This is a genomic window from Rhodanobacter sp. PCA2, assembly GCF_013620825.1.
Classification (GTDB): domain Bacteria; phylum Pseudomonadota; class Gammaproteobacteria; order Xanthomonadales; family Rhodanobacteraceae; genus Rhodanobacter_A.
This window is the reverse complement of record NZ_NJIC01000009.1, coordinates 46503-67963: the sequence shown is the minus strand read 5'-3', so window position 1 is coordinate 67963 and position 21461 is coordinate 46503. Positions and strand designations below refer to the sequence as shown.

Annotated in this window: 22 protein-coding genes, 1 tRNA gene and 1 pseudogene; 12 read left to right on the top strand and 12 right to left on the bottom strand. The window is 68.3% G+C overall.

The window, feature by feature from the left end; all coding sequences use genetic code 11:
• The first annotated feature begins 9 nt into the window (after positions 1 to 9).
• From PCA_RS02430 to PCA_RS02400, 7 genes are all read left to right on the top strand, one after another.
• On the top strand, positions 10 to 1662 hold the full coding sequence (locus PCA_RS02430; RefSeq protein WP_219918480.1) for a DUF6519 domain-containing protein: 1653 nt from the start codon (positions 10 to 12) through the stop codon (positions 1660 to 1662).
• Between the two features lie 342 nt (positions 1663 to 2004).
• A complete protein-coding gene (locus PCA_RS02425; RefSeq protein WP_255436608.1) occupies positions 2005 to 2358 on the top strand; it encodes a helix-turn-helix transcriptional regulator in 354 nt (117 codons plus the stop codon).
• Positions 2355 to 3611 (top strand): HipA domain-containing protein, encoded by a 1257-nt coding sequence (locus PCA_RS02420; protein ID WP_181300614.1) that lies wholly within the window; start codon positions 2355 to 2357, stop codon positions 3609 to 3611. Before PCA_RS02425 ends, PCA_RS02420 begins: the two co-directional genes overlap by 4 nt.
• 198 nt (positions 3612 to 3809) lie before the next feature.
• A complete protein-coding gene (dusA, locus tag PCA_RS02415) occupies positions 3810 to 4835 on the top strand; it encodes a tRNA dihydrouridine(20/20a) synthase DusA (protein WP_181300612.1) in 1026 nt (341 codons plus the stop codon).
• A gap of 93 nt (positions 4836 to 4928) precedes the next feature.
• Positions 4929 to 5252 (top strand): PepSY domain-containing protein, encoded by a 324-nt coding sequence (locus PCA_RS02410; RefSeq protein WP_181300611.1) that lies wholly within the window; start codon positions 4929 to 4931, stop codon positions 5250 to 5252.
• On the top strand, positions 5252 to 5944 hold the full coding sequence (locus PCA_RS02405; protein ID WP_181300609.1) for a response regulator transcription factor: 693 nt from the start codon (positions 5252 to 5254) through the stop codon (positions 5942 to 5944). The genes PCA_RS02410 and PCA_RS02405 overlap by 1 nt, the downstream gene beginning before the upstream one ends.
• Positions 5910 to 7319 (top strand): ATP-binding protein, encoded by a 1410-nt coding sequence (locus tag PCA_RS02400; RefSeq protein ID WP_181300607.1) that lies wholly within the window; start codon positions 5910 to 5912, stop codon positions 7317 to 7319. Before PCA_RS02405 ends, PCA_RS02400 begins: the two co-directional genes overlap by 35 nt.
• Positions 7320 to 7470: 151 nt before the next feature.
• Here the strand turns inward: PCA_RS02400 and PCA_RS02395 are convergent, their stop codons facing one another.
• Positions 7471 to 7812: a hypothetical protein gene (locus tag PCA_RS02395; RefSeq protein ID WP_181300605.1), complete on the bottom strand. Its 342-nt coding sequence runs from the start codon at positions 7810 to 7812 to the stop codon at positions 7471 to 7473.
• Positions 7813 to 8010: 198 nt separating this feature from the next.
• On the opposite strand from PCA_RS02395, the gene PCA_RS02390 reads away from it, so the two are divergent.
• From PCA_RS02390 to PCA_RS02375, 4 genes are all read left to right on the top strand, one after another.
• Positions 8011 to 9000 (top strand): biotin--[acetyl-CoA-carboxylase] ligase, encoded by a 990-nt coding sequence (locus PCA_RS02390; protein WP_181300603.1) that lies wholly within the window; start codon positions 8011 to 8013, stop codon positions 8998 to 9000.
• On the top strand, positions 8997 to 9734 hold the full coding sequence (locus PCA_RS02385) for a type III pantothenate kinase (protein WP_181300601.1): 738 nt from the start codon (positions 8997 to 8999) through the stop codon (positions 9732 to 9734). Before PCA_RS02390 ends, PCA_RS02385 begins: the two co-directional genes overlap by 4 nt.
• 55 nt (positions 9735 to 9789) lie before the next feature.
• On the top strand, positions 9790 to 10497 hold the full coding sequence (locus tag PCA_RS02380) for an SPOR domain-containing protein (protein ID WP_181300599.1): 708 nt from the start codon (positions 9790 to 9792) through the stop codon (positions 10495 to 10497).
• 24 nt (positions 10498 to 10521) lie between these two features.
• Positions 10522 to 10597, top strand: a tRNA-Thr gene (locus tag PCA_RS02375).
• Between the two features lie 188 nt (positions 10598 to 10785).
• Here PCA_RS02375 and PCA_RS17760 read toward each other — a convergent pair.
• The 10 genes and pseudogenes from PCA_RS17760 to PCA_RS02330 form a co-directional block, all read right to left on the bottom strand.
• The gene (locus tag PCA_RS17760) at positions 10786 to 10968 is read right to left on the bottom strand and encodes a hypothetical protein (protein WP_343204402.1); all 183 of its coding nucleotides are present in this window, start codon (positions 10966 to 10968) and stop codon (positions 10786 to 10788) included.
• 35 nt (positions 10969 to 11003) lie between these two features.
• A pseudogene (locus PCA_RS17755) lies at positions 11004 to 11195 on the bottom strand (hypothetical protein); the annotation flags it as partial.
• Positions 11196 to 11267: 72 nt separating this feature from the next.
• Positions 11268 to 11879 carry a M17 family peptidase N-terminal domain-containing protein gene (locus PCA_RS02365; RefSeq protein ID WP_181300596.1) on the bottom strand — a complete coding sequence of 204 codons (612 nt, stop codon included), beginning with the start codon at positions 11877 to 11879 and terminating at the stop codon, positions 11268 to 11270.
• A gap of 402 nt (positions 11880 to 12281) precedes the next feature.
• The gene (locus PCA_RS02360) at positions 12282 to 12974 is read right to left on the bottom strand and encodes a YoaK family protein (RefSeq protein ID WP_181300594.1); all 693 of its coding nucleotides are present in this window, start codon (positions 12972 to 12974) and stop codon (positions 12282 to 12284) included.
• 36 nt (positions 12975 to 13010) lie between these two features.
• A complete protein-coding gene (locus PCA_RS02355) occupies positions 13011 to 14498 on the bottom strand; it encodes an alginate export family protein (protein ID WP_219918479.1) in 1488 nt (495 codons plus the stop codon).
• A 2-nt stretch (positions 14499 to 14500) separates the two neighbouring features.
• On the bottom strand, positions 14501 to 15406 hold the full coding sequence (locus tag PCA_RS02350) for a glyoxalase (protein WP_181300592.1): 906 nt from the start codon (positions 15404 to 15406) through the stop codon (positions 14501 to 14503).
• Between the two features lie 27 nt (positions 15407 to 15433).
• Positions 15434 to 15880, bottom strand: a complete 447-nt coding sequence (locus PCA_RS02345) for a DoxX family protein (protein WP_181300590.1) — start codon at positions 15878 to 15880, stop codon at positions 15434 to 15436.
• Between the two features lies 1 nt (position 15881).
• Positions 15882 to 17771 carry an amidohydrolase gene (locus PCA_RS02340; RefSeq protein ID WP_181300588.1) on the bottom strand — a complete coding sequence of 630 codons (1890 nt, stop codon included), beginning with the start codon at positions 17769 to 17771 and terminating at the stop codon, positions 15882 to 15884.
• Positions 17768 to 18058: a XapX domain-containing protein gene (locus tag PCA_RS02335; RefSeq protein WP_181300586.1), complete on the bottom strand. Its 291-nt coding sequence runs from the start codon at positions 18056 to 18058 to the stop codon at positions 17768 to 17770. Before PCA_RS02335 ends, PCA_RS02340 begins: the two co-directional genes overlap by 4 nt.
• Positions 18059 to 18142: 84 nt before the next feature.
• Complete coding sequence (locus PCA_RS02330) at positions 18143 to 18796, bottom strand: hydrolase (protein ID WP_181300584.1); 654 nt, start codon at positions 18794 to 18796, stop codon at positions 18143 to 18145.
• A 351-nt stretch (positions 18797 to 19147) separates the two neighbouring features.
• Between PCA_RS02330 and PCA_RS02325 the strand changes: the two genes are divergently transcribed.
• Positions 19148 to 20104 (top strand): LysR family transcriptional regulator, encoded by a 957-nt coding sequence (locus tag PCA_RS02325; protein WP_181300582.1) that lies wholly within the window; start codon positions 19148 to 19150, stop codon positions 20102 to 20104.
• A 129-nt stretch (positions 20105 to 20233) separates the two neighbouring features.
• On the opposite strand, the gene PCA_RS02320 is transcribed toward PCA_RS02325, so the two are convergent.
• Positions 20234 to 21457 carry an EAL domain-containing response regulator gene (locus PCA_RS02320; RefSeq protein WP_181300579.1) on the bottom strand — a complete coding sequence of 408 codons (1224 nt, stop codon included), beginning with the start codon at positions 21455 to 21457 and terminating at the stop codon, positions 20234 to 20236.
• Between the last annotated feature and the right edge of the window lie 4 nt (positions 21458 to 21461).

Below are 21461 nucleotides of genomic sequence, written 5' to 3'. Positions count from 1 at the left end.
AGATCGACCATGAAAGGCGACTTCGCACGTGTCACCTTCGACCCGAAGCAGCACTACAGCCAGGTGTTCCAGCAGCAGGGCCGCGTGCTGCTGGAAGCGGACTGGAACGAACAGACGCAGATCCAGCTGCACCTGCTGCACACCCTGGTGCGCGACCTGGTCGGCCCGTGCTGGGCGGCCGGCGGCGGCTTCGCCCTCGCCAGCGCCACCACCGACCCGAACGGCAACAGCAAGCCGCTGCCGCTCACCGACTGGCAGCTCGCGCCCGGGCACTTCTACGTGGACGGCATCCTGTGCGCCAACGAGGCCGCCTGCACGCTTGCGCAGCAGCCGAACGCACCCACCCCCGACTACGGCGTGGGCGACGGCAAGAGCGGCTTCGAGAATCCGCCGGCCAGCTTCGCGCTGTGGCTGGACGTGTGGGAGCGCCACCTGTCGTGGATCGAGGCGCCGTCCAGCCTGGACAGCGCGCTGGACGGCATCGACACCTGCTCGCGCGGACAAGTCGTGTGGCAGCTGCGCATGCTGGACCAGCCGCATGCGCAGCAGCGGCTGGCCGACGTCGCCACCGCGCTGAACACGCGCCGGCAGGCCGCCACCAGCACCACCGACACCGCCGCGATCGACCAGCAGCTCGCTGCGGTGAACCAGCTCGGGCAGGCGCTGAAAGGCGGCAACCAGGCCGGCAACACCGACCCGTGCACCCTGCTCCGCCAGCTGCTGGACACCCGGCGCGCCTACGCGCTGCCCGGTCTGCGCGCGGAGCTGGGGCCCACGGTGGCGGACAACGATCCCTGCGTGATCGCCGCCGATGCGCGCTACCGCGGCATGGAGAACCAGTTGTACCGGGTCGAGATCCACCAGCCCGGCCTCGCCGGCACCGCCACTTTCAAGTGGTCGCGCGAGAACGGCTCGGTGGTGTTCCCCGTCGCGGGCCCCGCCGTGCTGGGCGCGGCGGCCGACGACGGCAGCCGCACGCTCACCGTGCCGCTGCAGCGCTTCGGCCGCGACGCGCGGCTGGGGCTGGCGGCGAACGACTGGGTGGAACTGGTCGACGACGGCTACACGCTGGGCCAGCGCGCCTGGCCGCTGCTGCAGGTGCTGGCGGCCAGCGCGGCCGACGGCAGCGTCACGCTGGCCGTGCCGCAAGGCGTCACGCCGTGGACGCTGGACACCAATCCCGCCAGCCATCCGCTGCTGCGCCGCTGGGACCAGCGCGACGGAGCGAACGCGCAAGGCGTGCTGCCGGTGAGCGAGGGCGCGGCGATCGCGCTGGAGGACGGCGTGCAGGTCACGTTCGCGCCGGGCGGCCTGTACGCCACCGGCGACTACTGGCTGGTCCCCGCCCGCGTGGCCGGCAACGGCCAGCTCGACTGGCCCGCACCAGGCGGCACCGCCGCCACGCTTCCGCCGCGCGGCCTGCACCACTACGCCGCGCTGGGCCTCACCGGCGACAACGGCGGCTACCAGGAATGCTGCTGCCGCTTCGACTCCCTCTGCCAGCTGCTGCGGTCACGGGTCGCCAACGCGCCAGGGCTGGCACCGGCGACGTCCGCAGCTCCCACGCCCGCACCCGCGACTCCCGCCACCCCGGCGAAGAACACCCTCACGCCCCGGAAAACCCCGGTGAGAAAGAAACCACCGCCCAGCCCGCAAGGCTGATCCGCCACGGGCGAATCCCGGAGCCGAACGCGGGGCGGCGTGGCATTGACCCCGCAAGTCTTCCCGGAGGTTTCCTCGGCTGGGACGATTCCGGCACGCCCATCGGGAACGGCCCCACGACGGAGCGCCGGCACGTAATGCTGCGTCCGCCGGCAACGCCAGTCCTCCTCAAACAACGGCAACGTCGCCGCCAGCGACCGGGTGCGGCTGACCCTCAACCTGAACCAACAAGCCACGAAATCCAAAATTAACTTGCGTTTCCGGCCGGGAACTGTAATTTAATTTGGTATGGCGAAACGGATTCCCCCGACCCATCCCCGCGTACAGCGCCAGATCGAGGCGTTGAGCCAGCGCCTGCGCGCCGCCCGGATGCGTCGCTCGATGACCCAGGAGGTGATGGCGGAGCGCGTGGGGGTCAGCGTCCCGACCATCGCCAAGCTTGAGAACGGCGACCCATCGACCAGTATGGCAACCGTGCTGCGGGTGCTGACCGTGCTCGGCCTGGCCGGCGACATCGACCTGCTTGCCGCGCAGGACACCCTCGGTCGCGAGCTGCAGGACAACGCACTCCGGCGCACGAATGCCCCGCTCCGCATGCGGACCGCCCCCACGCCGCAGCCGCCGCCTGCGCCTGCCTCGCTCTCCACTTCGTCAGTGCCGCCGGTACGACCACGGACTCGGAAACCCAAGCCGTGAATCATCTGGAAGTCTGGATCGACGACGAATCCCTGGGCGGTTCGGCCTTTGTCGGTCACCTGTCGAAGACGGCGAGCAGGACCGGGGACACGATCAGCTTCGAGTACGCCACCGACTGGCTGGCCAGCGCCGGGCCGGTAGCGGGATTCCCGCTGGATCACGAGCTCTACCTTGGAGCCGGCCAGCAGTATGCGAGGGCTGGCGCCAACGAACTGTCGGGTGCCTTTCTGGACTGCTCCCCCGATCGCTGGGGCAAGCGCCTGATGGACCGCCGCGAGGCGATCGAGGCGCGCGAAGCGGGGCGCAAAGCGCGCAACCTGCGTGCGTGGGATTACCTGGCAGGCGTCAATGACGAATCCCGCATGGGAGCGCTGCGCCTGGTGGACCCGGAGTCCGGGCGCCATGTGGACGACCGCATGCTCAGCGCCCCGCCGATCACCGAACTGCGCCAGCTCGAAGGTATCGCCGCGCACGTGGAGAGCGGCGATACCGACCTGTCCGACGAGATGGTCCGCTGGATCAAGCAGATCGTGGCGCCAGGCGCTTCGCTCGGCGGCGCCCGGCCGAAAGCCAGCTTCCGCGATCAGGCTGGACAGCTGTGGCTGGCCAAATTCCCGTCCAACGATGACCGCGTCGACGTTGGGTTGTGGGAGTTCCTGGCCTGCCAGCTCTCGCTCGACGCAGGCATAGCCATGCCCGAGGCACGGCTGATGCAGTTCTCGGATCGTGGTCACACCTACACAGTGCAGCGCTTCGATCGCACCCCGAACTCGCGCCGCATGTTCTCGTCGGCCATGGCCCAGCTGGACGCCACCGGGAGCGAGGGCCACAGCTACCTGGACCTCGTGCAGGTCATCGAGACCAGCGGCACTTCCACGCAGATTGCGCGCGACCTTGAACAGCTGTTCCGACGCGTCCTCTTCAACATCCTGATCGGCAACCGCGACGATCACTTGCGCAATCACGGCTTCCTGCGGGCGGGCGACGGCTGGCAGCTGTCGCCGGCATTCGATGTGAACCCGAATCCCGACAAGGACCATCACGTGCTCGCGATCGACGACCGCGATCCGTCGCCCGATTCGCGCCTGCTGCTGGCCACGGCCGACTACTATCGCCTCTCCGCGAAGGCCGCCGACGCGATCGCCGGCCAGGTACGCGCGGCAGTGCGTGACTGGCAGCAACGCGCGCGCGCGCTGGGTGCTTCCCTGGGCGGGATTGCGCTGATGCAGGCCGTCATCGATCCGGACCGGTAAGCCGCGCGTACTTTCCGAAGGTCCGTGCCTCGGCATGCACCACGGCGCCATCGCGCCTGGGCCTGATTTGCGCGGTGTACCCTATTGGGCCGTCGCTCCCGCAGCGCTCCGCGATGGCATCCCATCGCTGCGCCATGTGGCTGGCCGTGCGGCATTTGCCGTAGCACGGCAACACCCAACCCCCGAAAATTGCCGGAAATGCCCGAAAACCCGACCGCCTTGAATGTCCACCAGCCGCCTGGCCAGAAACCGCTGGACCCGGGCGACTGGCGCATCAGCGTCGCCCCGATGATGGACTGGACGGACCGGCACTGCCGGTTCTTCCATCGCCTGCTCTCGCCCCACGCGCGGCTGTACACCGAGATGGTGACCAGCGCGGCGCTGGTGCGCGGGCGGCAGTTGCGCCTGCTGGAGCACAGCCACGAGGAACACCCGGTGGCCCTGCAGCTGGGCGGCAGCGAGGCGGCCGAGCTGGCGGAGGCGGCCCGACTGGGCGCGGCCGCCGGCTACGACGAGATCAACCTCAACGTGGGCTGCCCTTCCGACCGCGTGCAGTCCGGCCGCTTCGGCGCCTGCCTGATGTACGAGCCGGCGCTGGTGGCCGAGTGCGTGAAGGCGATGCGCGACGCGGTGAGCGTGCCGGTCACCGTGAAATGCCGTATCGGCGTGGACGAGCAGGACGACTACGCCGACCTCCAGCACTTCACCGAAACCATGCTGGAAGCCGGCGTCGAGGTGCTGGTGGTGCACGCGCGCAAGGCCTGGCTCAAGGGCCTGTCGCCGAAGGAGAACCGCGAGATACCGCCGCTGGACTATCCGCGCGTGCACCGGCTCAAGCGCGAATTCCCGCAGCTGGTGGTGGCGATCAACGGCGGCATCGCCACGGTGGAACAGGTCCAGGCCCAACTGGCCGAGCTGGACGGCGTGATGCTGGGCCGTGCCGCCTACCACGACCCCTACGTGCTGGCGCGCGTCGAACACGCGCTGTACGGCACGCCGCTGCCAGCCCGCGCGGACGTGCTGCTGCGCCTGCGCCCCTACGTGGAGGCCGAGCTGGCGCGCGGCACCGCGCTCAAGCACATCACCCGGCACCTGCTCGGCCTGTACCAGGGCGAACCGGGCGCCCGCGGTTTCCGCCGCGCGCTCAGCGAGGGCGCGCACCTGCCCGGCGCGGGCTGGGCGCTGATCGAGCGGGCGCTGGCGCCGCTGGAATGCTCCCATTAGCCGCGGCGTGACAGCGGCCGCCCGTCCGGTCACTATTCAGCCCTGTTTGCCCAAACTGAACGGCCAGAGACAGACCGTGGTCGAAGCATCCCGATGAAGGCCTACCGAATCCTCCCGTTGCTCGTACCCCTGGCGCTGATGCTGGGCGCCAGCCCCGCGGCGCTGGCGCAGGCCAGGTCCGGCGACCTCAGCCTGGGCGAGGCGGTGACCCGGGCGCAGCAGGAAACCAACGGCCAGGTGCTGTCGGCCGAATCGGTGCGCCGGGACCGCCGCACCGAGTACCGCATCAAGGTGCTCACGCCCGAGGGGCACGTGCGACTGATGTCCATACCCGCCACCGGCGAGGACGTGCGACCCTCTTCCCCGTCACCCAGAAACCCGCCCGGCCGCCGCGCCGGCGGCAAGGAGAAACACTGATGCGCATCCTCTTGGTGGAAGACGAGGCCCCGCTGCGCGAGACGCTGGCGGCGCGACTGAAACGCGACGGCTTCGCCGTCGATGCGGCGCAGGACGGCGAGGAAGCGCTCTACCTCGGCCGCGAGGTCCCGTTCGACCTCGCCATCATCGACCTGGGCCTGCCCAAGATGTCGGGCATGGAGCTGATCAAGGCGCTGCGCGAGCACGGCCAGCGCTATCCGGTGCTGATCCTCACCGCGCGCGGCGGCTGGCAGGACAAGGTGGAAGGCCTCAAGCAGGGCGCCGACGACTACCTGGTCAAGCCGTTCCACGTCGAGGAACTGCTGGCCCGCATCAACGCACTGGTGCGCCGCGCCAGCGGCTGGTCCAAGCCGGTGCTGGCCTGCGGCCCGATCAAGCTGGACACCACCGCGCAGACGGTGACGGTGGAGGAAAAGATCGTCGACCTCACCAGCTACGAGTACAAGGTGCTGGAATACCTGATGCTGCACGCGGGCGAGCTGGTCTCCAAGGCCGACCTCACCGAGCACATCTACCAGCAGGACTTCGACCGCGACTCCAACGTGCTGGAAGTCTTCATCGGCCGCCTCCGCCGCAAGCTCGACCCGGAAGGCGCCCTCAAGCCCATCGAGACCGTGCGTGGACGCGGATACCGCTTTGCCATCCCCCGCACCGACGGCGACGACGAGTGAGCCCCAGCCGCGCCGCCCGCTGTCGCTGGCGGCGCGCTCGGCCATCACTACCGGCTTCGTGCTGGCCGCCTTCCTTGGCCTGGTCGGCGTGGTCATGTCCGTCGCCAAGAAGCAGAGCGCGCTGAACAGCCTGCAGGGCCGGCTGCACGACGCCGCCATCACCGACATCATCACCCACACCGACGCCAACCGCGATGGCCGCCTGCTGCCGCCCGACTCGCCGCCGCAGAAGTTCTCCCAGCCCGGCTCCGGCCTGTACGCGGTGATCCTGGGGCCGGACGGCTACCACTGGGAGTCGACCTCGGCGATCGGCCACGACTTCCGCTTCCTCAAGCCGCTGCCCGTGGGCGTGCGCCAGTTCGCCGGACCGGTCGACACCCGCATGGGCCGGCTCTACTACTACGCGATCGGCGTGACCTTCGACTACCCGGGCCGCAAGTCCACACCCGCCACCGTGATGGTGGCGCAGACCGAACTGCAGCTCGAAGGCGAGAATGCGGTGTACCGGCGCACGCTGGCGCTGTGGCTGTCGGTGCTGGGCGTGATGCTGATCGTGCTGCAGCTGCTGCTGCTGCGCTGGAGCCTCACCCCGCTGCGCAAGGTGGCCAGCGACATGAGTCGGGTCGAGCACGGCGACAGCGACCACCTGGACAGCCAGTACCCGCTGGAACTGACCGGCCTCACCGAGCGCATCAACGCCTTCATCGAGAGCGAGCGCGAGCAGCGCACGCGCTACCGCCACACCCTCGCCGACCTCGCGCACAGCCTGAAGACGCCGCTGGCGGTGATCCGCTCGCAGCTGGAATCGGCCAGCGACGAACCCACGCGGCGCGGCGTGCTGGACCAGGTGCGCCGCATGGACGAACTGGTCGCCTACCAGCTCGCCCGCGCGGCTACCTCGGGCCGCCAGACCTTCGCCGCCGCCGTCCCCATCGCCAGCCACGCCGAGGACCTTGTGCAGAGCCTGGAGAAGGTCTACGCCGCCAAGAACGTGCTGTGCGAATTCGACATCGCGGACGGCGCCTCCTTCCACGGCGAACTGAACGACCTGCTGGAACTGATGGGCAACCTGCTGGAGAACGCGTTCAAGTGGACGCGCCACCAGGTGCTGCTGGTGGTGAAGAAGCAGCCCCAGCCCGGCCGCGGCCGGCCCGGCCTGCTGATCAGCGTGGAGGACGACGGCCCCGGCATCGCCCAGGACAAGATCGAGAAGGTGCTGCAGCGCGGCGTGCGCGGCGACGAGCGCGTGCAAGGCCACGGCATCGGCCTGTCCATCGTGCAGGACATCGTGCGCGCCTATCGCGGCGAGCTGGTGGTGGACCGTTCGCCGGACCTGGGCGGCGCGCGCTTCAGCGTGAAGCTGCCGCCGGAGTGAAGCCGCCGTGCCGGGCACGGGCGCGGATGTCCCATGCAAGGCCGGCGCGCGTAAGGGCCGCACGCGGACATCCACGCATGGGCGCGATCAGGCAGGCGGGGATGGGGCAGCGGCCGAACAGCGGCGGAGAGGGCGACTCTCCGGAAGCGGCTTACTGGATGGAACCGGGCAACAGCGACTGCCAGCCCAAGGTGGCCGGGCGTGCCGTGGCGGGGGCGGAGATGCGGCCAGGATGCTCGTTGCCGCCGCCCGTGCCTTCGCTGCGGTTGTCGGCGTCGTTGCCGGCCGTGTCGCCGTTGCGCCGCGGGGCGGGCGTGTCGCGGCTCAGCCCCACCGCGTCGCCGCCGCCGGTGCCGGCGTCGCGCGCACTGCTGTCGACCGCACCGCGACCACCGGTGGTGGTGGCGTCGCAGGCATCCATGTCCGCTGCCATGGCGCTGCCCACGCCGGCCAGGCCGATCAGGCAACCGAACATCCAGTGTCTGGCACTCATGGCATGCAACCCGTTGATCCACAAGCGAGGCCGTCGATCCTCGCAGAAACCTCCGGCGGACGCCAGTGCCGCAGACAGGCGCCGCCCGGCTAGAATCCGCCGGATGTCCGCACCCAGTTACCCCATCTTCCGTCGACGCGCCGCGATGACGCCCCGGCGGCGCTCCATCGCGATGGCCCGCATCCGGGCGGTACGCTGATGCAGGCTGCCGACTTGCTGGCCGAACTGGCCGCGGGCGCCCCCCGTTCCGGCGTCGAACTGGCCGCCCGCGCCGGCGTGACCCGCGCCGCGGTGTGGAAGCAGATCGAGGCGCTGCGCACGCGCGGCGTGCCGATCGAGGCCGGCGGCGCGCGCGGCTACCGGCTGCCGTGGCCGCTGCAGTTGCTGGACGCGGCACGCATCCGCGCCGCCCTGCCGCCGGCCGTCGCGAATCGGCTGGGCGCGCTGGAAGTGCACTGGGAACTCGATTCCACCTCCAGCGAGCTGCAGCGCCGGGGTGCCGCGGCGCCCGACCTCGCGATGCTGTTGGCCGAGACGCAGAGCGCCGGCCGGGGCCGGCGCGGGCGGCACTGGCTGTCGCCGCCGGGGCTGAACCTGTATCTCTCGTGCGTGAAGCGCTTCGACACCGGCTTCGCCGCGCTGTCCGGGCTGTCGCTGGCAATCGGCGTGATCGTGCTGCGTGCGCTGACCGCGCTGGACGTCGCCGGGGCGGGCCTGAAATGGCCGAACGACGTGCTGGCCGCCGCACCCGGCCAGGCGCCGGGCAAGCTGGCCGGCATCCTGGTCGAGCTCAGCGGCGAATACCAGGGACCGTGCGCCGCGGTGATCGGCATCGGCCTCAACCTGCGGCTCACCGACGCGCTGCGCGCGCAGGCCGGCCAGCCGGCCTGCGACCTCGCCACCCTGGCCGGCGGCACGCCGCCGGACCGCAACCGTACCGCCACGGCGCTGATCGCCGCGCTGGCCGAGGGCCTGGGCCAGTTCGAACGCGAGGGCTTTGCCGCGTTCGCGGACGAGTACGCCCGCCACGATCTGCTGCGCGACCGCGCGCTGCGGCTCAGCGGCGCCGACGGCGAGCGCGACGGCATCGGCGCCGGCGTGGACGGCCGCGGCGCCCTGCTGCTGCGCCTGCCCGGCGGCGAAGTGCAGCGCGTGGACAGCGCCGACGTCACGGTGCGCCGCACATGAGGCTGCTGCTCGATCTCGGCAACACCCGCCTGAAATGGGCGCTGCACGACGGCGACGACCTGCGCTGCCGCGGCGCGGTGGCCTGGGACGACAGCGTGGCCGATGCGCTACCCAAATCGTGGTCGGCGCTGCCACGGCCGGCGGCGGTGTTCGGCGCCTCGGTGGTCGACGCCGCCCGCGAACAACTGGTGGCCCGCAGCGTCGCCACGGCATACCGGCGCGACGTGGCCTGGCTGCGCACGCCCGCCGCGGCCTGCGGCGTGCGCAACGCCTACGCCGAGCCGCAACGACTGGGTGTGGACCGCTTCCTCGCCATGGTCGCCGCCCGCGCCGACGGCGGCGCACCCTGCGTGCTGGCCGGCGTGGGCACCGCGCTCACGCTGGACGCGCTCGACGCGGACGGCCGCCACCTCGGCGGCCTGATCGCTCCCGGGCCGCGGCTGATGCAGCAGTCCCTGCTGGGCGCCACCGTGCAGGTACGCCCCACGCACGAGGGCGCGATCGTCGAGGCGGCCGACAACACCACCGACGCGGTGGCCTCCGGCTGCTGGCTGGCGGCGGCGGCGCTGATCGAGCGTTTCGCCACGCGCATGGCGCCCGCCTTGGGCGGCGCACCGGCGCTGCGCCTGGGCGGCGGCGACGCGGACGCGCTGCTGCCCCTGCTCTCCCTCCCCGCGCAGCTTGCACACGACAGCGTGCTGCACGGACTGGCGGTGTGGGCCGCGGCACAATGAGCGTCACCGTGGTACGGCATGATGCCGGCCGCGGGCGTGGATGACGGGGGGATCGATGTTCCTGCGATTGCTGTTCGTGCTGTTGATCATGCTCAACATCGTGGCTGGTGCCTGGCTGCTGCTGGGCCAGCCGTATGCGCACGTGCCGCCGGCCACCGATCCCGGCGTGCCCGAGCTGCGCCTGCTCTCCGAGCTGCCCGCCCAGGCCGCCACCGCGGCACCCGCAGCCGGCGCCTCCGCGCCGGCGGATCCGGCGCCCGCGACGACCGGCAGGAGCGCCACGATCGCGGCCAAGCCGACTCCCGCAGCCGAGCTGCGCTGCCTCACGCTGGGCCCGTTCGCCACACCGCACGACCTGCTGCAGGCCCGCAGCGCGCTCACGCCGGTCACCCGGCGCATGCGCTCGCGCCAGGAACAGGTCGCCCAGTCGCGCAGCTGGTGGGTCTACCTGCCCGCCCCCGCCAGTCGTCCGCAGGCGATCGCGCTGACCCGCCAGCTCGCCGCACGCGGTATCCAGGACTACTTCGTGGTCAGCGGCGGCGACCAGCCGAACACCATCTCGCTCGGCCTGTTCAAGGACCAGGACAACGCCCGCAAGCGCCGCGCCGACGTCGCCGCCGCCGGCTTCGCCGCCCGCATCACCGAGCGCAGCGAAAACACTCCCCAGTACTGGCTGGACCTGGTCGCGGAGCGCAACGGCTTCGACTGGCGCAGCCGCGTCCGCACCGACGGCGTGGGCTCGCACAGCACCAGCTGTTTCTGACGGCCTGCTAGAATCCCGCCTCGCGCCGGCATAGCTCAGTTGGTAGAGCAACTGATTTGTAATCAGTAGGTCGCGGGTTCGATTCCTGCTGCCGGCACCAGAAAAATCGAGGGCTCGCGGAAACGCGAGCCCTTTTCCTTTGTTCGACAGGTAATGCCGGACTGCTGCCGGTTTCGCGGACATCGGGTTCAAGTGTGGCGAGAAAACCCGCCGCCGGACGACGCTTCCCGACAGCCTGCTGATCGCCTTGCTTCGGCGCCATCGTCCAAGCGTGGCCGGATCGGCCCGCTACGACGCTGCGATCAGTCGGGTGGTTATCGGAGCGCCTTGCTTGATCGTCAGGGTGACTGGCGTGCGTTCGCACACTTCGGCAATCTTGGACAGTTGCTCGGGACTGAGTTGCGCGGTGAATCCGACCCGGCGCTCGATCCGGTCCGCACGGTTCTCGTCCTTGAAGAGCGTGAGGTCCACGCCGATCTCGCCGAGCTCCCATCCCTTCTTTCGGCAAGCATCCGCAGCGTGATCGCGGTACAGGCGCCGAGGCCCGCAAGCAGGAAGTCGTAAGGGCCGGGCCCCGTATCTTCACCACCTGCGGAAACCGGTTCGTCGGCCCGGAGATGGTGGCCGCGCACGGTGATGTCCTGGGCGTACTTCACCTTGCCGGAAACTTTGACATGGGAAATTTTCTGTTCGGTCATGGACGTGTTCCCGCGTTGGATGCCTTCGGTCGGACAGGAAGGCGAGTGGACTGATGGAGTGGCGCCTCGCTCTTACGGCGCTGCGTCCTGGTGCGATGCGAATGCCTCATCGAACTGCCTGGCCACTTCGTCGAAGTGGGCCTCGCCCACGTCGAACACCCATCGGCGCAACGGGAGCTCCGGGGCGAGTTCCAGCGACGAAACGTGAACGTGCGCATCGATGGCGTCCATCACGGCAATCATCATGCCGCAGGCTGCGCACTCCGTGCTTTTCGATGTCAGGCCGGCATCGAGCAGGCTTGGCGCGAAAGCGGCGCTGGCCGCGCATCTCTGGACAGCGGTACGAACCGCGGCAGCGGCTGTTCTCGCGCTGACGGCAGTCGTCCAGACCAGCGGCTCCCCCATCCCGATCACCATGACGGCCCTAGCTGCAATCGCGGCGGGCGGCCGGTCGACCAGGAGCGTTTCCAGCAGATCGCCGCGAAAAAAACCTTCGCGACGCAGGCGTGTCAGCTTGCCCGCCATCGCTTCGTCGAGATGGCGCAGCCCGCCGGTGAGACCCGCGTTCATCTCATGGGTGAACATGCAGGCGAAGGACAGGTCGACATTGGCCATGACACTGTCCCAGGCGACGGCCTCGATGGACACTCCGCGCCATGTCCCGATTGTCTGTTGCTTGCGCATCGATAGGCTCCACGTTGCATCCGGGCTTGATCATGTCACGTGCGCAGGCGAGCCCGATGCCATGCACGCCGGCGCAGACCTCGGTCGGCACCCCGGAAATCGGCAACTTCCTGCGGCCCGTGCCAGCGATCGCCGCGCGGGCATCATCGGTCCGCGGTACACCTTGCTCGCCGAGGTCGATGCCACGATGGGCAACGAACAGGACCGCGCGGCGCGAGCCAGCGCAACGGTGTTGTTCAACCGGGGCTGGCGGTCTTCCGAGCCGACGCCAGACGCAAGGCCGGGCTGCCGGTCGACGAGGGCAGGCGCCCAGTTGGCGGGGTCCGGTAGCGGGAAGCTCATGGTGGATTCTCCGATGGAGCGACATGGCGCCGGGCCACTTGAAGGGCCTGCCGCGCTTCATCAGGCCGTGCCGCTCTGCGGACTGCTGGCCTGGATGTCGGGGAGGAAGATCAATATCGCCACCACCGGCGGCAGCACGAAAACCGCCGTGCCGAAACGCATGTAGACCAGCGCCGCCACGCCGCAACCGACGGCGAAGACGCACACGCTCGTGAAAAGCGTGGCGCATCGTTTGCGTGCCGTGAGCCGTGCTTCCGGGGGCAAGTTGCGCCGGAGCAGGTCCGCGAGGTCCAGCATGATCTGGGTGGTGCTTCCCGTCATGAGCGTGGTGGGCGGATCCTTCGGGAAAAAGATGCGATGGATCGCGTTCTGGATGGCCATGCCGGCCACCAGCGTCATGCCGGTGAGGATGGCCATGGCGCTGTCGCCGTCGCGGAACGGGCCGAATCGGATCGCCAGCACCGCCGCCACGATGAAGAGGCCGATCTTCATGGCCGCCAGCACGTTGAGGGACGTGGAGCCCAGCCGCGAAAGGCGGTCGCTGGACAAGCGCACCAGCCCCACCACGATGCAGAACATCGGCAAGGCCAACAGCTTCGCCACGATGCCGGAGGTCCCATGCGTGAGGCTGGCGCCGATGGTGACGAAGTTGCCGGTGACGTGGGCGGTGAAGAGGCCCTGCAGGGCAAGGAAGCCTGCCGTATCGACATAGCCGCCGTTGAACGTCAGCACTTTCGGGATGGAAATCTTCATGCGGGTTCCTTGCTTCGATGGTCGATCCGGGAACGCTTACCAGCCCAGGGATACCTGGAGTCCGATGTAGTTGCTGTCATGCCCGCCTGCCCGGCGTATGACGTCCGAGGCGTCGAAGTGCACCGCTTCGAGCGCGAAGGAGACGGCGCGCGACCAGGCCCAGTCGATGCGCAGTTGCTCGTAGGTCCCGGTATATCTTCCGGGCCGGCCCGCCGTATCCGCCACGGGTATCGCTGGCTGCGCATAGACGGCGTCGCGGGTGGTCTGCCGCCACTGCGGGGCAATGCCGAACATGATCTTGAGCGACCCCGACGGACGCACCGTCAACGACGACTTGACCTGGATGAAGTTCGTGTAGCCGGTGTAGCCGGCCAGTGCGAGGTATGCGCCGTTGGGGAACAACGGGTTGAACGTGCCGAGCGTGTGGCCGTCCGGATGGCGGTTTCCCGAGGCGGCGTCGAACTGGATGCCGATGCGCGGCGTCCATGCCGCATCCGCGAAGGTGTAGCCGGCCAATGAGCCGAATCCCCAGGCCTTCACGTGCTTGCCGCCGACACGCCCGGTCTGCGCCATCCCTTCGATATCCCAGTCCACGGAACCCGCCGTGCCGGTGAAATGGGTGTCGAGGACGTTCCGTCGTTCGTCCCCGTCCACGGTGAGGTAGTGCGCATCCGCCTGGGTGAAGCGCGCATAGTAGGCCGCGAGACTGGTTTTCTCCGTCAGTTGGCGCTCGACACGAAAGCCGCTCAGCGTGCGATTCCCGCTGCTGCCGTCGTCGAAAACGTGCTCGTCCTTCGTCTGCACGGGCTGGCTGTAGAACGTGATGAAACGCCACACGCCTTTCTCGTAGTTCGCCCAGATCGCGTCGTACGACTGGCGCACGTTCGGCCCGTCGCGCACCGACACGAAGCGCTGCATGTCGAACGCGAACTGCTGGCGCCCCAGCCTGACCTTCAACCTGCCGCCGCCCACCGGCTCGGTCAGCGCGACGAAGGCCTGCTCCAGGTCCAGGCGGTTGCGGTCGGCCGGACCCGGCCGTGCCTTCCCCGGCGCGAAGTCGCTTTGCAGCTGCAGGAACATCTGCAGCCGCGGGCCGACATGGAGATCCGCATGCACCTCGGCCCGACTGATCACATAACCTTGGGATTCGTTCCTGCCCGTGCCGAACAGCGCAGCGTCGTTGGATTCGTACCGTTCGCGCAGATTGGCGCCCAGCGACAGATAGGCATCGGTATCGTCCGGGGACAACGGGATGTACTTGAGGCTGTCGAGGGGTCGGCGCGGTACGCGCGGATCGGCGAGCACGGACCAGTCCTCCTGCCAACGGTTGAACATGATCGCGGGGCGCGCGGGCACCGCATCGCCGTCCGCATTGGCCGCGGTTTGCGCCACGCCTTCCAGGGATGCGAGCGCGAGAACCGCGCCGAACCCGATCTTCCGGAGAAGCGGCCCGGCAACCCACGGTTTCGCCCGGCACGTGGCAGACGGCACATCGGCATGTCCTGCCACGCGCCAGTGTGTCATGGTCATCGGACGCGGGCGTGGATCTCGGCGATGTAGCCTCCGGGGAATTGCACGACCGCCGCTTCGCGCTGGTCGGAGGTGAACGGCTGCACCAGTACCTGCACCCCGGCAGCCTTCGCCTTCTGCAGGGTATCGGCGAGGCTCGCCACCTCATAGCCGGTCATCTCGCGGCCGAACGGGTATGGCAGGTGTCCATCCGTCGCCAGCACCGTCACCTTGCCGAACTTCGACTCGATGCGAATGCGGCGATAGGTTTCGTTCGGCCGGCCGATCTCCAGCCCGGGCGCATGGCGGTCGTCGGAAACGACCTTGCCGTGGGCGAAGGCCGTGAAGTCGCGCACCAGGGCATCGGCGCGACCGGGCGACACGTAGACGCGGTTCTCCGGCACGGTCTGCAGGGCATCGTAATGCGGCGCCTGGGTATGCCAGTACAGCTGCATGTGGACGCCGCCCGGCCATTCGATGATGGCGTCGCGACCGATCGGATCGGGGAAAGGCGCCACGGTCACGTCGGCACCGTGCTCCCGGGCGGATTTCACGGCTGCATCCAGGTCGGTGACCAGGTATCCCGTGCGCTCGATGCCGAAGGGATACGGAACCGGCGTCTTGAAGCCGAATACCGACACCGTGCCGACCGGCGTGAAGACCAGCTGGGACATCGTCTGGCTGGGAGTCGGCGTCACCTGGAAAACGCCCTGCTTCGACTTGTGCCCCCCGAACGTCGCCACGAAGCTGTCGGTGAAGCGGTCGAAGTCTTCGGGCGCCACGTAGACATGGGTTGTGTCGTACTGCGGCGCCACGGCCACGTCGGGGCTCGAGGCGACGGTCTGCCTGGCCGAAGCGCCCGAAGCGGCGATCGCGCCACCCAGCAGCAACGCGAGCAGGAACACAGAACCGGGGTTGCGCATGATGACGAAGCTCCTATCAATGAGCGATCAGGGGAAGGTCTTGTTGCCGTTGCTTGTTTTCTTGTCGGCAAGCCGGGTCGCCATCGCCAGTGCGGCGATCAATCCCAGGTGCTCGAAGAAGCTGTTGTAGGCCATGAAGCGGGCCTGGCCGGTGAGGTTCCAGAAGTCGTTGGCGACGACCATCGCCACCGCCGTCAGCACGCCGAGTCCGCCCGCACCCAGCCATACCCAACGATTGACGATGACGCAGAGCGAGCCCGCCAGCTCCACGACGATGGTGACGGCAGCCCACAGCGCCCCCGGATGGAGACCGAAGTGTTCCTGCTCCGCGATGGCGTCCTGGAAATGCGCCAGCTTGTCCACGCCGCCGACGAGATAGGCGGATACCAGCGCGATCCGCAGCGCCGGCGCCACCCACGGACGGGAAAGCAGCATGGCGATCCAGGCAGGGTTTTCGGACTGGGTCGCTGCCATGTCACACCATCCAGCAGGCGCAACCGAGCGCGCCCCAGAAGGAGCGCAGATCGGCGACCGGCGCATCGCTTGCCCACGCCTGCGCGTGGTCATGGCCATGTACCGCGCAGGCCGACGCGCAACCACAGGCGGAGCCCGCGACACGATGCTGGGGCGACGACGCATGGCGGCTGTCCTTCCACGCGCCGAAACCACCGAACTGCCGTACCGGCGACCAGTCCGGCATGGCCGCGGGCGGCTCGTGGTCGTCGTGGCGGCTAAACTCCCCGGCGCCGTAGACCACGCGGCCGCCCACGACAGTCAGGTCGGATGTGGTGTGGGCGATCTCGTCGCTCGGGCAGGCGAAGAAATCGCGGTCAGGGACGATCAGGTCGGCAAGCTGACCTGCAGCGATGTGGCCGCGCTTTCCTTCCTCGTTGGAAAACCACGCGACCTTTTCGGTCCACATGCGCAGCGCGGTTTCGCGATCGAGGCAGTTGCGCTGCGGATAGATGCGCAGACCGGCCACGGTCTTGCCGTTGATGAGCCACGCAAGCGACACCCACGGGTTGTAGGACGCCACCCGCGTCGCATCGGTGCCGGCGGAAACGTGGATGCCCTTGCCCAGCATCCTGGCGATGGGAGGCGTCGCCTCGGCGGCCGCGGCGCCATACCGGTCGACGAAGTATTCGCCCTGGTAGGCCATGCGATGCTGCACGGCGACGCCGCCGCCCAGGGCGGCGATGCGATCCATCGAACGCTCGGAGATGGTCTCCGCGTGATCGAAGAACCAGTGGATGCCGTCGAGGGGAATGTCGCGATTCACTTTCTCGAAGACGCCCAGCGCGCGGCTGATGGTCTCGTCATAGGTCGCATGCAATCGCCAGGGCCAGCGGTTCTCGGCGAGGATGCGCACGACCTCTTCGAGTTCGCCTTCCATCTGGGGCGGCATGTCGGGACGCGGTTGGCGGAAGTCCTCGAAGTCGGCGGCCGAATAGACCAGCATCTCGCCGGCGCCGTTGTGGCGGAAGTAGTCGTCGCCCTGCTTGTATTTGACCGTCCTGGTCCAGTTGAGGAAGTCGTCCTTCTCCGCCTTCGGCTTCTGGGTGAAGAGGTTGTAGGCAAGGCGTACCGTCAACTGGCCCTCGTCGGCCAGCTTCTGCACGACCTGATAGTCCTCCGGGTAGTTCTGCGAGCCGCCACCTGCATCGATGACCCCGGTCACGCCGAGCCGGTTCAACTCGCGCATGAAGTGGCGCGTCGAGTTGACCTGGTAGTCGAAGGGAAGCTTCGGCCCCTTGGCCAGGGTCGCGTAGAGGATCGTCGCGTTGGGCTTGGCGAGCAGCAGGCCCGTCGGATTGCCTTGCGCGTCGCGGGTGATCTCGCCGCCCGGCGGATTCGGCGTGTCCTTCGTGTAGCCGACGACGCGCAATGCGGCGGCGTTGAGCAGGGCCCGGTCATACAGGTGCAGGATGAACACCGGCGTATCCGGCGCCGCGGCATTCAGCTCTTCGATGGTGGGCAGCCGCTTCTCGGCGAACTGCTGGTCGGTAAAGCCGCCGACGACGCGCACCCATTGCGGTGGCGGCGTGATGGCGACCTGCCGCCTGAGCATGTCCATCGCGTCCGCCAGCGAAGGCACGCCGTCCCAGCGCAGCTCCATGTTGTAGTTCAGGCCGCCGCGGATGACGTGGGTGTGGTTGTCGACGAGACCGGGCAGGACCGCACGCCCCTTCAAATCGATCAGCTTCGTGGTCGCCGCCGCCAGGCCCATGACGTCGGCATCGCTTCCGACGGCGACGAACTTGCCGTCCTTGATGGCGACGGCGGTCGCGGTCGGGTTCGACCGGTCCAGGGTGGTGATGCGGCCGCCATGCAGGATGAGGTCGGGGGCTCGGGACGCGGCGGTCATGATCGACCCTCCTCGCGATCGGTTTTGTCGCTGGACGGCTGGTCCACCGTGAGGCGTCCCGGCAATTCGCCGAAGATGTGCTTGTTGCAATGGGCGCGTTGCCATGCCGTCGCCACCGCCGTGCCGGAAAGCATCTGCTTGGCGACCGGGATCATCTGTTCGCCGATCAAGATGCCCAGCAGGCCCACCAGCGCCACCAGCGGCGGCGCCGGCGAACGCACGTTGAGCAGGCTGTAGACGACGCCGACGAGCATGCCCGCCCCCAACGACAACAGATAGAATTTCATGCGTATTGGCCTCGCTTGGTGGTGACGGCAGGAAGGCGACCGGAACCTTGTCCCGCTCCGGTCGCGTGGTCCGTCCTGCGCCGGTCAGTGCCCTTCGGCGCCGCCGAACATGGTCTTGGCATAGACCAGGCCCAGGCCATAGCCGCCGCCATGCTCGACGGAGGTCGCGACGGTCTGGCTGTAGGTTTCGCCGCGGGCCCAGTCGCGCTGCAGTTCCAGCAGGTACTGCAGCGAGGTCATCGGGCGCACGCCGGCCTGGATCATGCGTTCCATCGCGCGCTCGTGGGCTTCGTCGGTAACGTCGCCGCAGGCATCGGCGATCACGTACACCTCGAAGCCCTGATCGAGCGCCGAGAGGGTCGGCCCGACGATGCACACGCTGGTCCACAGCCCGGCGAACACGAGGCGGCCCTTGCCGATCCCGTTCACGCGATCGGCGATGCGCGCGTCTTCCCACGTGTTCATCGTGGTGCGGTCGATGATCTCGTCGTCGGGGAACACCGATTTGATCTCGTCGAAGATCGGGCCGGAGAACGTCTTGGACGCCACCGTGGTGAGGATGGTGGAAACGTTGAATTCCCTGGCGGCCTTGGCGACCAGCGCGGTGTTGTTCCGCAGCAGCACCGGGTCGATCGACTTGGTGGCGAAGGCCATCTGCGACTGGTGGTCGATGAGAACCAGCGTGTGGTCGGCGGGCGAAAGCAGCAGCTTCCCGGGTTTGGCTTGTGCTTGAGGCATCGTCGTTTCTCGCTTGGTGGGAAAGGCGATGGACGCCGACGGCGCCCATCGGGCTGGCGGTCGGCTATCGGGGTGGCTCGAAGGCGGCGGCAAGAGCCGTGGCACGGCGAGAGGGCGCCGGTTGCATGGGCGCAGCCGCATGCCGGGAGCCTTTGTGGGGCGGCGTCCGGGGAATGTCCTTCCCCGTTCCGTTTCCGGCGCCCACCCGGGACCACGTCTTGAGGCGAGCAGCGAAGGAAGATTCCAGCGACATGGCCACATCCCGCATCCGTGATGGCGTGGGCGGAATCGTAGTGACGCAGGAAGAACCAAGGAATAGAATAAATCGAATGTTATCTATTCATATTTTTCATGAATACACTGCCCGACTTTGAAGCCTGGGCCGTCTTCGCACGGGTCGTGGAAACCGGATCCTTTGCCAAGGCAGCCAACGCGCTCGGCATGTCCCAGCCCACCGTGTCCAAGGTCGTGGCGCGCCTGGAGCAGCGTCTCGGCACCGTGCTGCTTTACCGCACATCGCGACGACTCTCGCTTACGCCAACCGGCCAGGTCGCTTTTGAGTCGGCCATGCGCCTGCTCATTGAAGGCGAGACCATGGAAGCGGAGCTATCCGCGCAAGTAACCACGGCACGCGGGGCCATTCGGGTCACCGCACCGATGTCGTTCGGCGAGAAATACCTGGCGCCGCTGCTTCCGGAATTCCTCGACCGCTATCCGGAGATCCAGGTCGATCTTTCCCTGGGCGACCAGGTCGTCGATCTGCTGGCCGGCGGCTTCGACCTGGCAATCCGCATAGCGGAGCTCCCCGATTCCTCCCTGCGTTCACGCATGTTATGCACGGTACGGCGGCCGCTGGTGGCTTCGCCAGGCTACCTGGCCCGCCATGGACGTCCTCGGCACCCGCAGGAACTGGTGCATCACGCATGCCTGATGTACACGAACGTTGCGTCGCCGGAGGTGTGGGTTTTCCATCACGACGACACAAAGGAAGAATGCATCGTGCAGGTTCGGGGGCCCATCAAGAGCAACAACGCGGGCGTGATCGTCCCGGCGCTCCTGTCCGGCCATGGCCTGGCGCTGCAGCCGGAATTCCTCGTCTGGGATGCGCTGTGCCGCGGCGAGCTGGTGGAGGTGTTTCCTCGATGGCACATCGCCCGGATCGATCTGAACCTCGTGACCCCCCTGGGTCGAACAAGGCCCGCGCGAGTGACGATGCTGATGGACTTCCTGGGCGAAAAGCTCGCGGCAGCTCCATGGTTCCAGAGTCCCGCGCAAGACGCGATGCCGCACAGAAACTATCGGCGTTGAAAGACAACTGCACCCGCCTCCGCCATCCGGCTTGCATCTCCACGCTTGCACCGGGCGTTGCGAGTGCTTTTGGCAGCAAGTGCGTCGTGCATGTCGGAAGCGGGACCCTACCCATGCCCCCCGTGCGACTCAACCGCCACCCGCATTGAGAGCGCCCGCAAGCAGGGCTTCCTGGCGGGCTCCCCATTCGGCCAGCCAACCATCGACCTCGGGGCCGGGCATCGGCCTCGCGACAAAGTAGCCTTGGACCATGTCGCAGCCGGCCAGGCGCAGGAGATCCCAATCCTCGCGCTCCTCCACGCCTTCGGCGACCGTGCGCAAGCCCAGCTCGCGAGCCATCCCGATGCTGGATTCGAGGATCACGCGCAGGGACGGCGTGCGGCTCGCGCGGTGGACGAAACTGCGGTCGATCTTCAGCTCGTCGAACGGCAGGTCGCGCAACTGCGCAAGGGACGAGTAGCCGGTACCGAAGTCGTCGATGGAAAGCTTCACCTGCTTGAGCCGCAACCTGGCAAGGACGTCCAGTTGCACCTGTGGATTGTCCATCAGGCGGCTTTCGGTGATCTCCAGTACGAGGTGGCGCAGCGGCACGCCGGCCACCCGCGCCTGCTCGACCAGAACGTCGGGATAATCAAGCGAGGAAACGTCGCCCAGCGGGACGTTCACGGCCAGGTCGATCTCGTGCCCGGCGTCCAGCCAACGGCGCAGGTCGTGCAGGGCTTCGCTCACCACTTCCACGCCCAGGGCGCCGACCAGCCCGTGTTCCTCGGACATCGGCACGAAATGGTCGGGCATGACCAGGCCATCCTGCGGATGCTGCCAGCGCACCAGCGCCTCCAGCCCCACCACCTTGCCCGTCGCCAGATCCACCTTCGGCTGGTAGTGGTTGCACAACTGGCCTTGCCAGATGGCCAGTTCCAGGTCATCCGGCGCATAGCTTGCGGCCGACGGGACCGGGGCTGGCGGCCGGTGCGCGGTAACCGCCTCGTCGAGTACACGGCGCAACGACTCGATGGCTACCGGCTTGCCCAACGTGCCCACTATCTGCAGGCCGTGCGCGTGCGCCAGTTGCTTGACCGCCTGCCGCGTCCGGGATGATTCGCCACTGACCAGCACCAGGCCGCCCGCGTACCTCAGGCGTACGAGATGGCGGACGAACTCCACCCCGTCCATCCCGGGCATCTGCAGGTCGCAGAAGACCAGCCTGATGTCCTGGTCCTGCTCCAGCACATTCAGGGCAGCCTGGCCGTCGGTATGGCAAACCACCTCGACCTGCCCCGACCCCAGGTTGCGCAACTGGATGGAAAGCACCTTCAGGGCGACAGGGTCATCGTCCAGCAACAGGATTTTCATCGTT

Coding starts and splice junctions, on each gene's coding strand:
- PCA_RS02430 (WP_219918480.1), top strand. CDS start 10: ATGAAAGGCGACTTCGCACGTGTCACCTTCGACCCGAAGCAGCACTAC.
- dusA (WP_181300612.1), top strand. CDS start 3,810: ATGCCCGAAAACCCGACCGCCTTGAATGTCCACCAGCCGCCTGGCCAG.
- PCA_RS02410 (WP_181300611.1), top strand. CDS start 4,929: ATGAAGGCCTACCGAATCCTCCCGTTGCTCGTACCCCTGGCGCTGATG.
- PCA_RS02405 (WP_181300609.1), top strand. CDS start 5,252: ATGCGCATCCTCTTGGTGGAAGACGAGGCCCCGCTGCGCGAGACGCTG.
- PCA_RS02395 (WP_181300605.1), bottom strand. CDS start 7,812: ATGAGTGCCAGACACTGGATGTTCGGTTGCCTGATCGGCCTGGCCGGC.
- PCA_RS02390 (WP_181300603.1), top strand. CDS start 8,011: ATGCAGGCTGCCGACTTGCTGGCCGAACTGGCCGCGGGCGCCCCCCGT.
- PCA_RS02385 (WP_181300601.1), top strand. CDS start 8,997: ATGAGGCTGCTGCTCGATCTCGGCAACACCCGCCTGAAATGGGCGCTG.
- PCA_RS02380 (WP_181300599.1), top strand. CDS start 9,790: ATGTTCCTGCGATTGCTGTTCGTGCTGTTGATCATGCTCAACATCGTG.
- PCA_RS02365 (WP_181300596.1), bottom strand. CDS start 11,879: ATGCGCAAGCAACAGACAATCGGGACATGGCGCGGAGTGTCCATCGAG.
- PCA_RS02360 (WP_181300594.1), bottom strand. CDS start 12,974: ATGAAGATTTCCATCCCGAAAGTGCTGACGTTCAACGGCGGCTATGTC.
- PCA_RS02355 (WP_219918479.1), bottom strand. CDS start 14,498: ATGACACACTGGCGCGTGGCAGGACATGCCGATGTGCCGTCTGCCACG.
- PCA_RS02350 (WP_181300592.1), bottom strand. CDS start 15,406: ATGCGCAACCCCGGTTCTGTGTTCCTGCTCGCGTTGCTGCTGGGTGGC.
- PCA_RS02345 (WP_181300590.1), bottom strand. CDS start 15,880: ATGGCAGCGACCCAGTCCGAAAACCCTGCCTGGATCGCCATGCTGCTT.
- PCA_RS02340 (WP_181300588.1), bottom strand. CDS start 17,771: ATGACCGCCGCGTCCCGAGCCCCCGACCTCATCCTGCATGGCGGCCGC.
- PCA_RS02335 (WP_181300586.1), bottom strand. CDS start 18,058: ATGAAATTCTATCTGTTGTCGTTGGGGGCGGGCATGCTCGTCGGCGTC.
- PCA_RS02330 (WP_181300584.1), bottom strand. CDS start 18,796: ATGCCTCAAGCACAAGCCAAACCCGGGAAGCTGCTGCTTTCGCCCGCC.
- PCA_RS02325 (WP_181300582.1), top strand. CDS start 19,148: ATGAATACACTGCCCGACTTTGAAGCCTGGGCCGTCTTCGCACGGGTC.
- PCA_RS02320 (WP_181300579.1), bottom strand. CDS start 21,457: ATGAAAATCCTGTTGCTGGACGATGACCCTGTCGCCCTGAAGGTGCTT.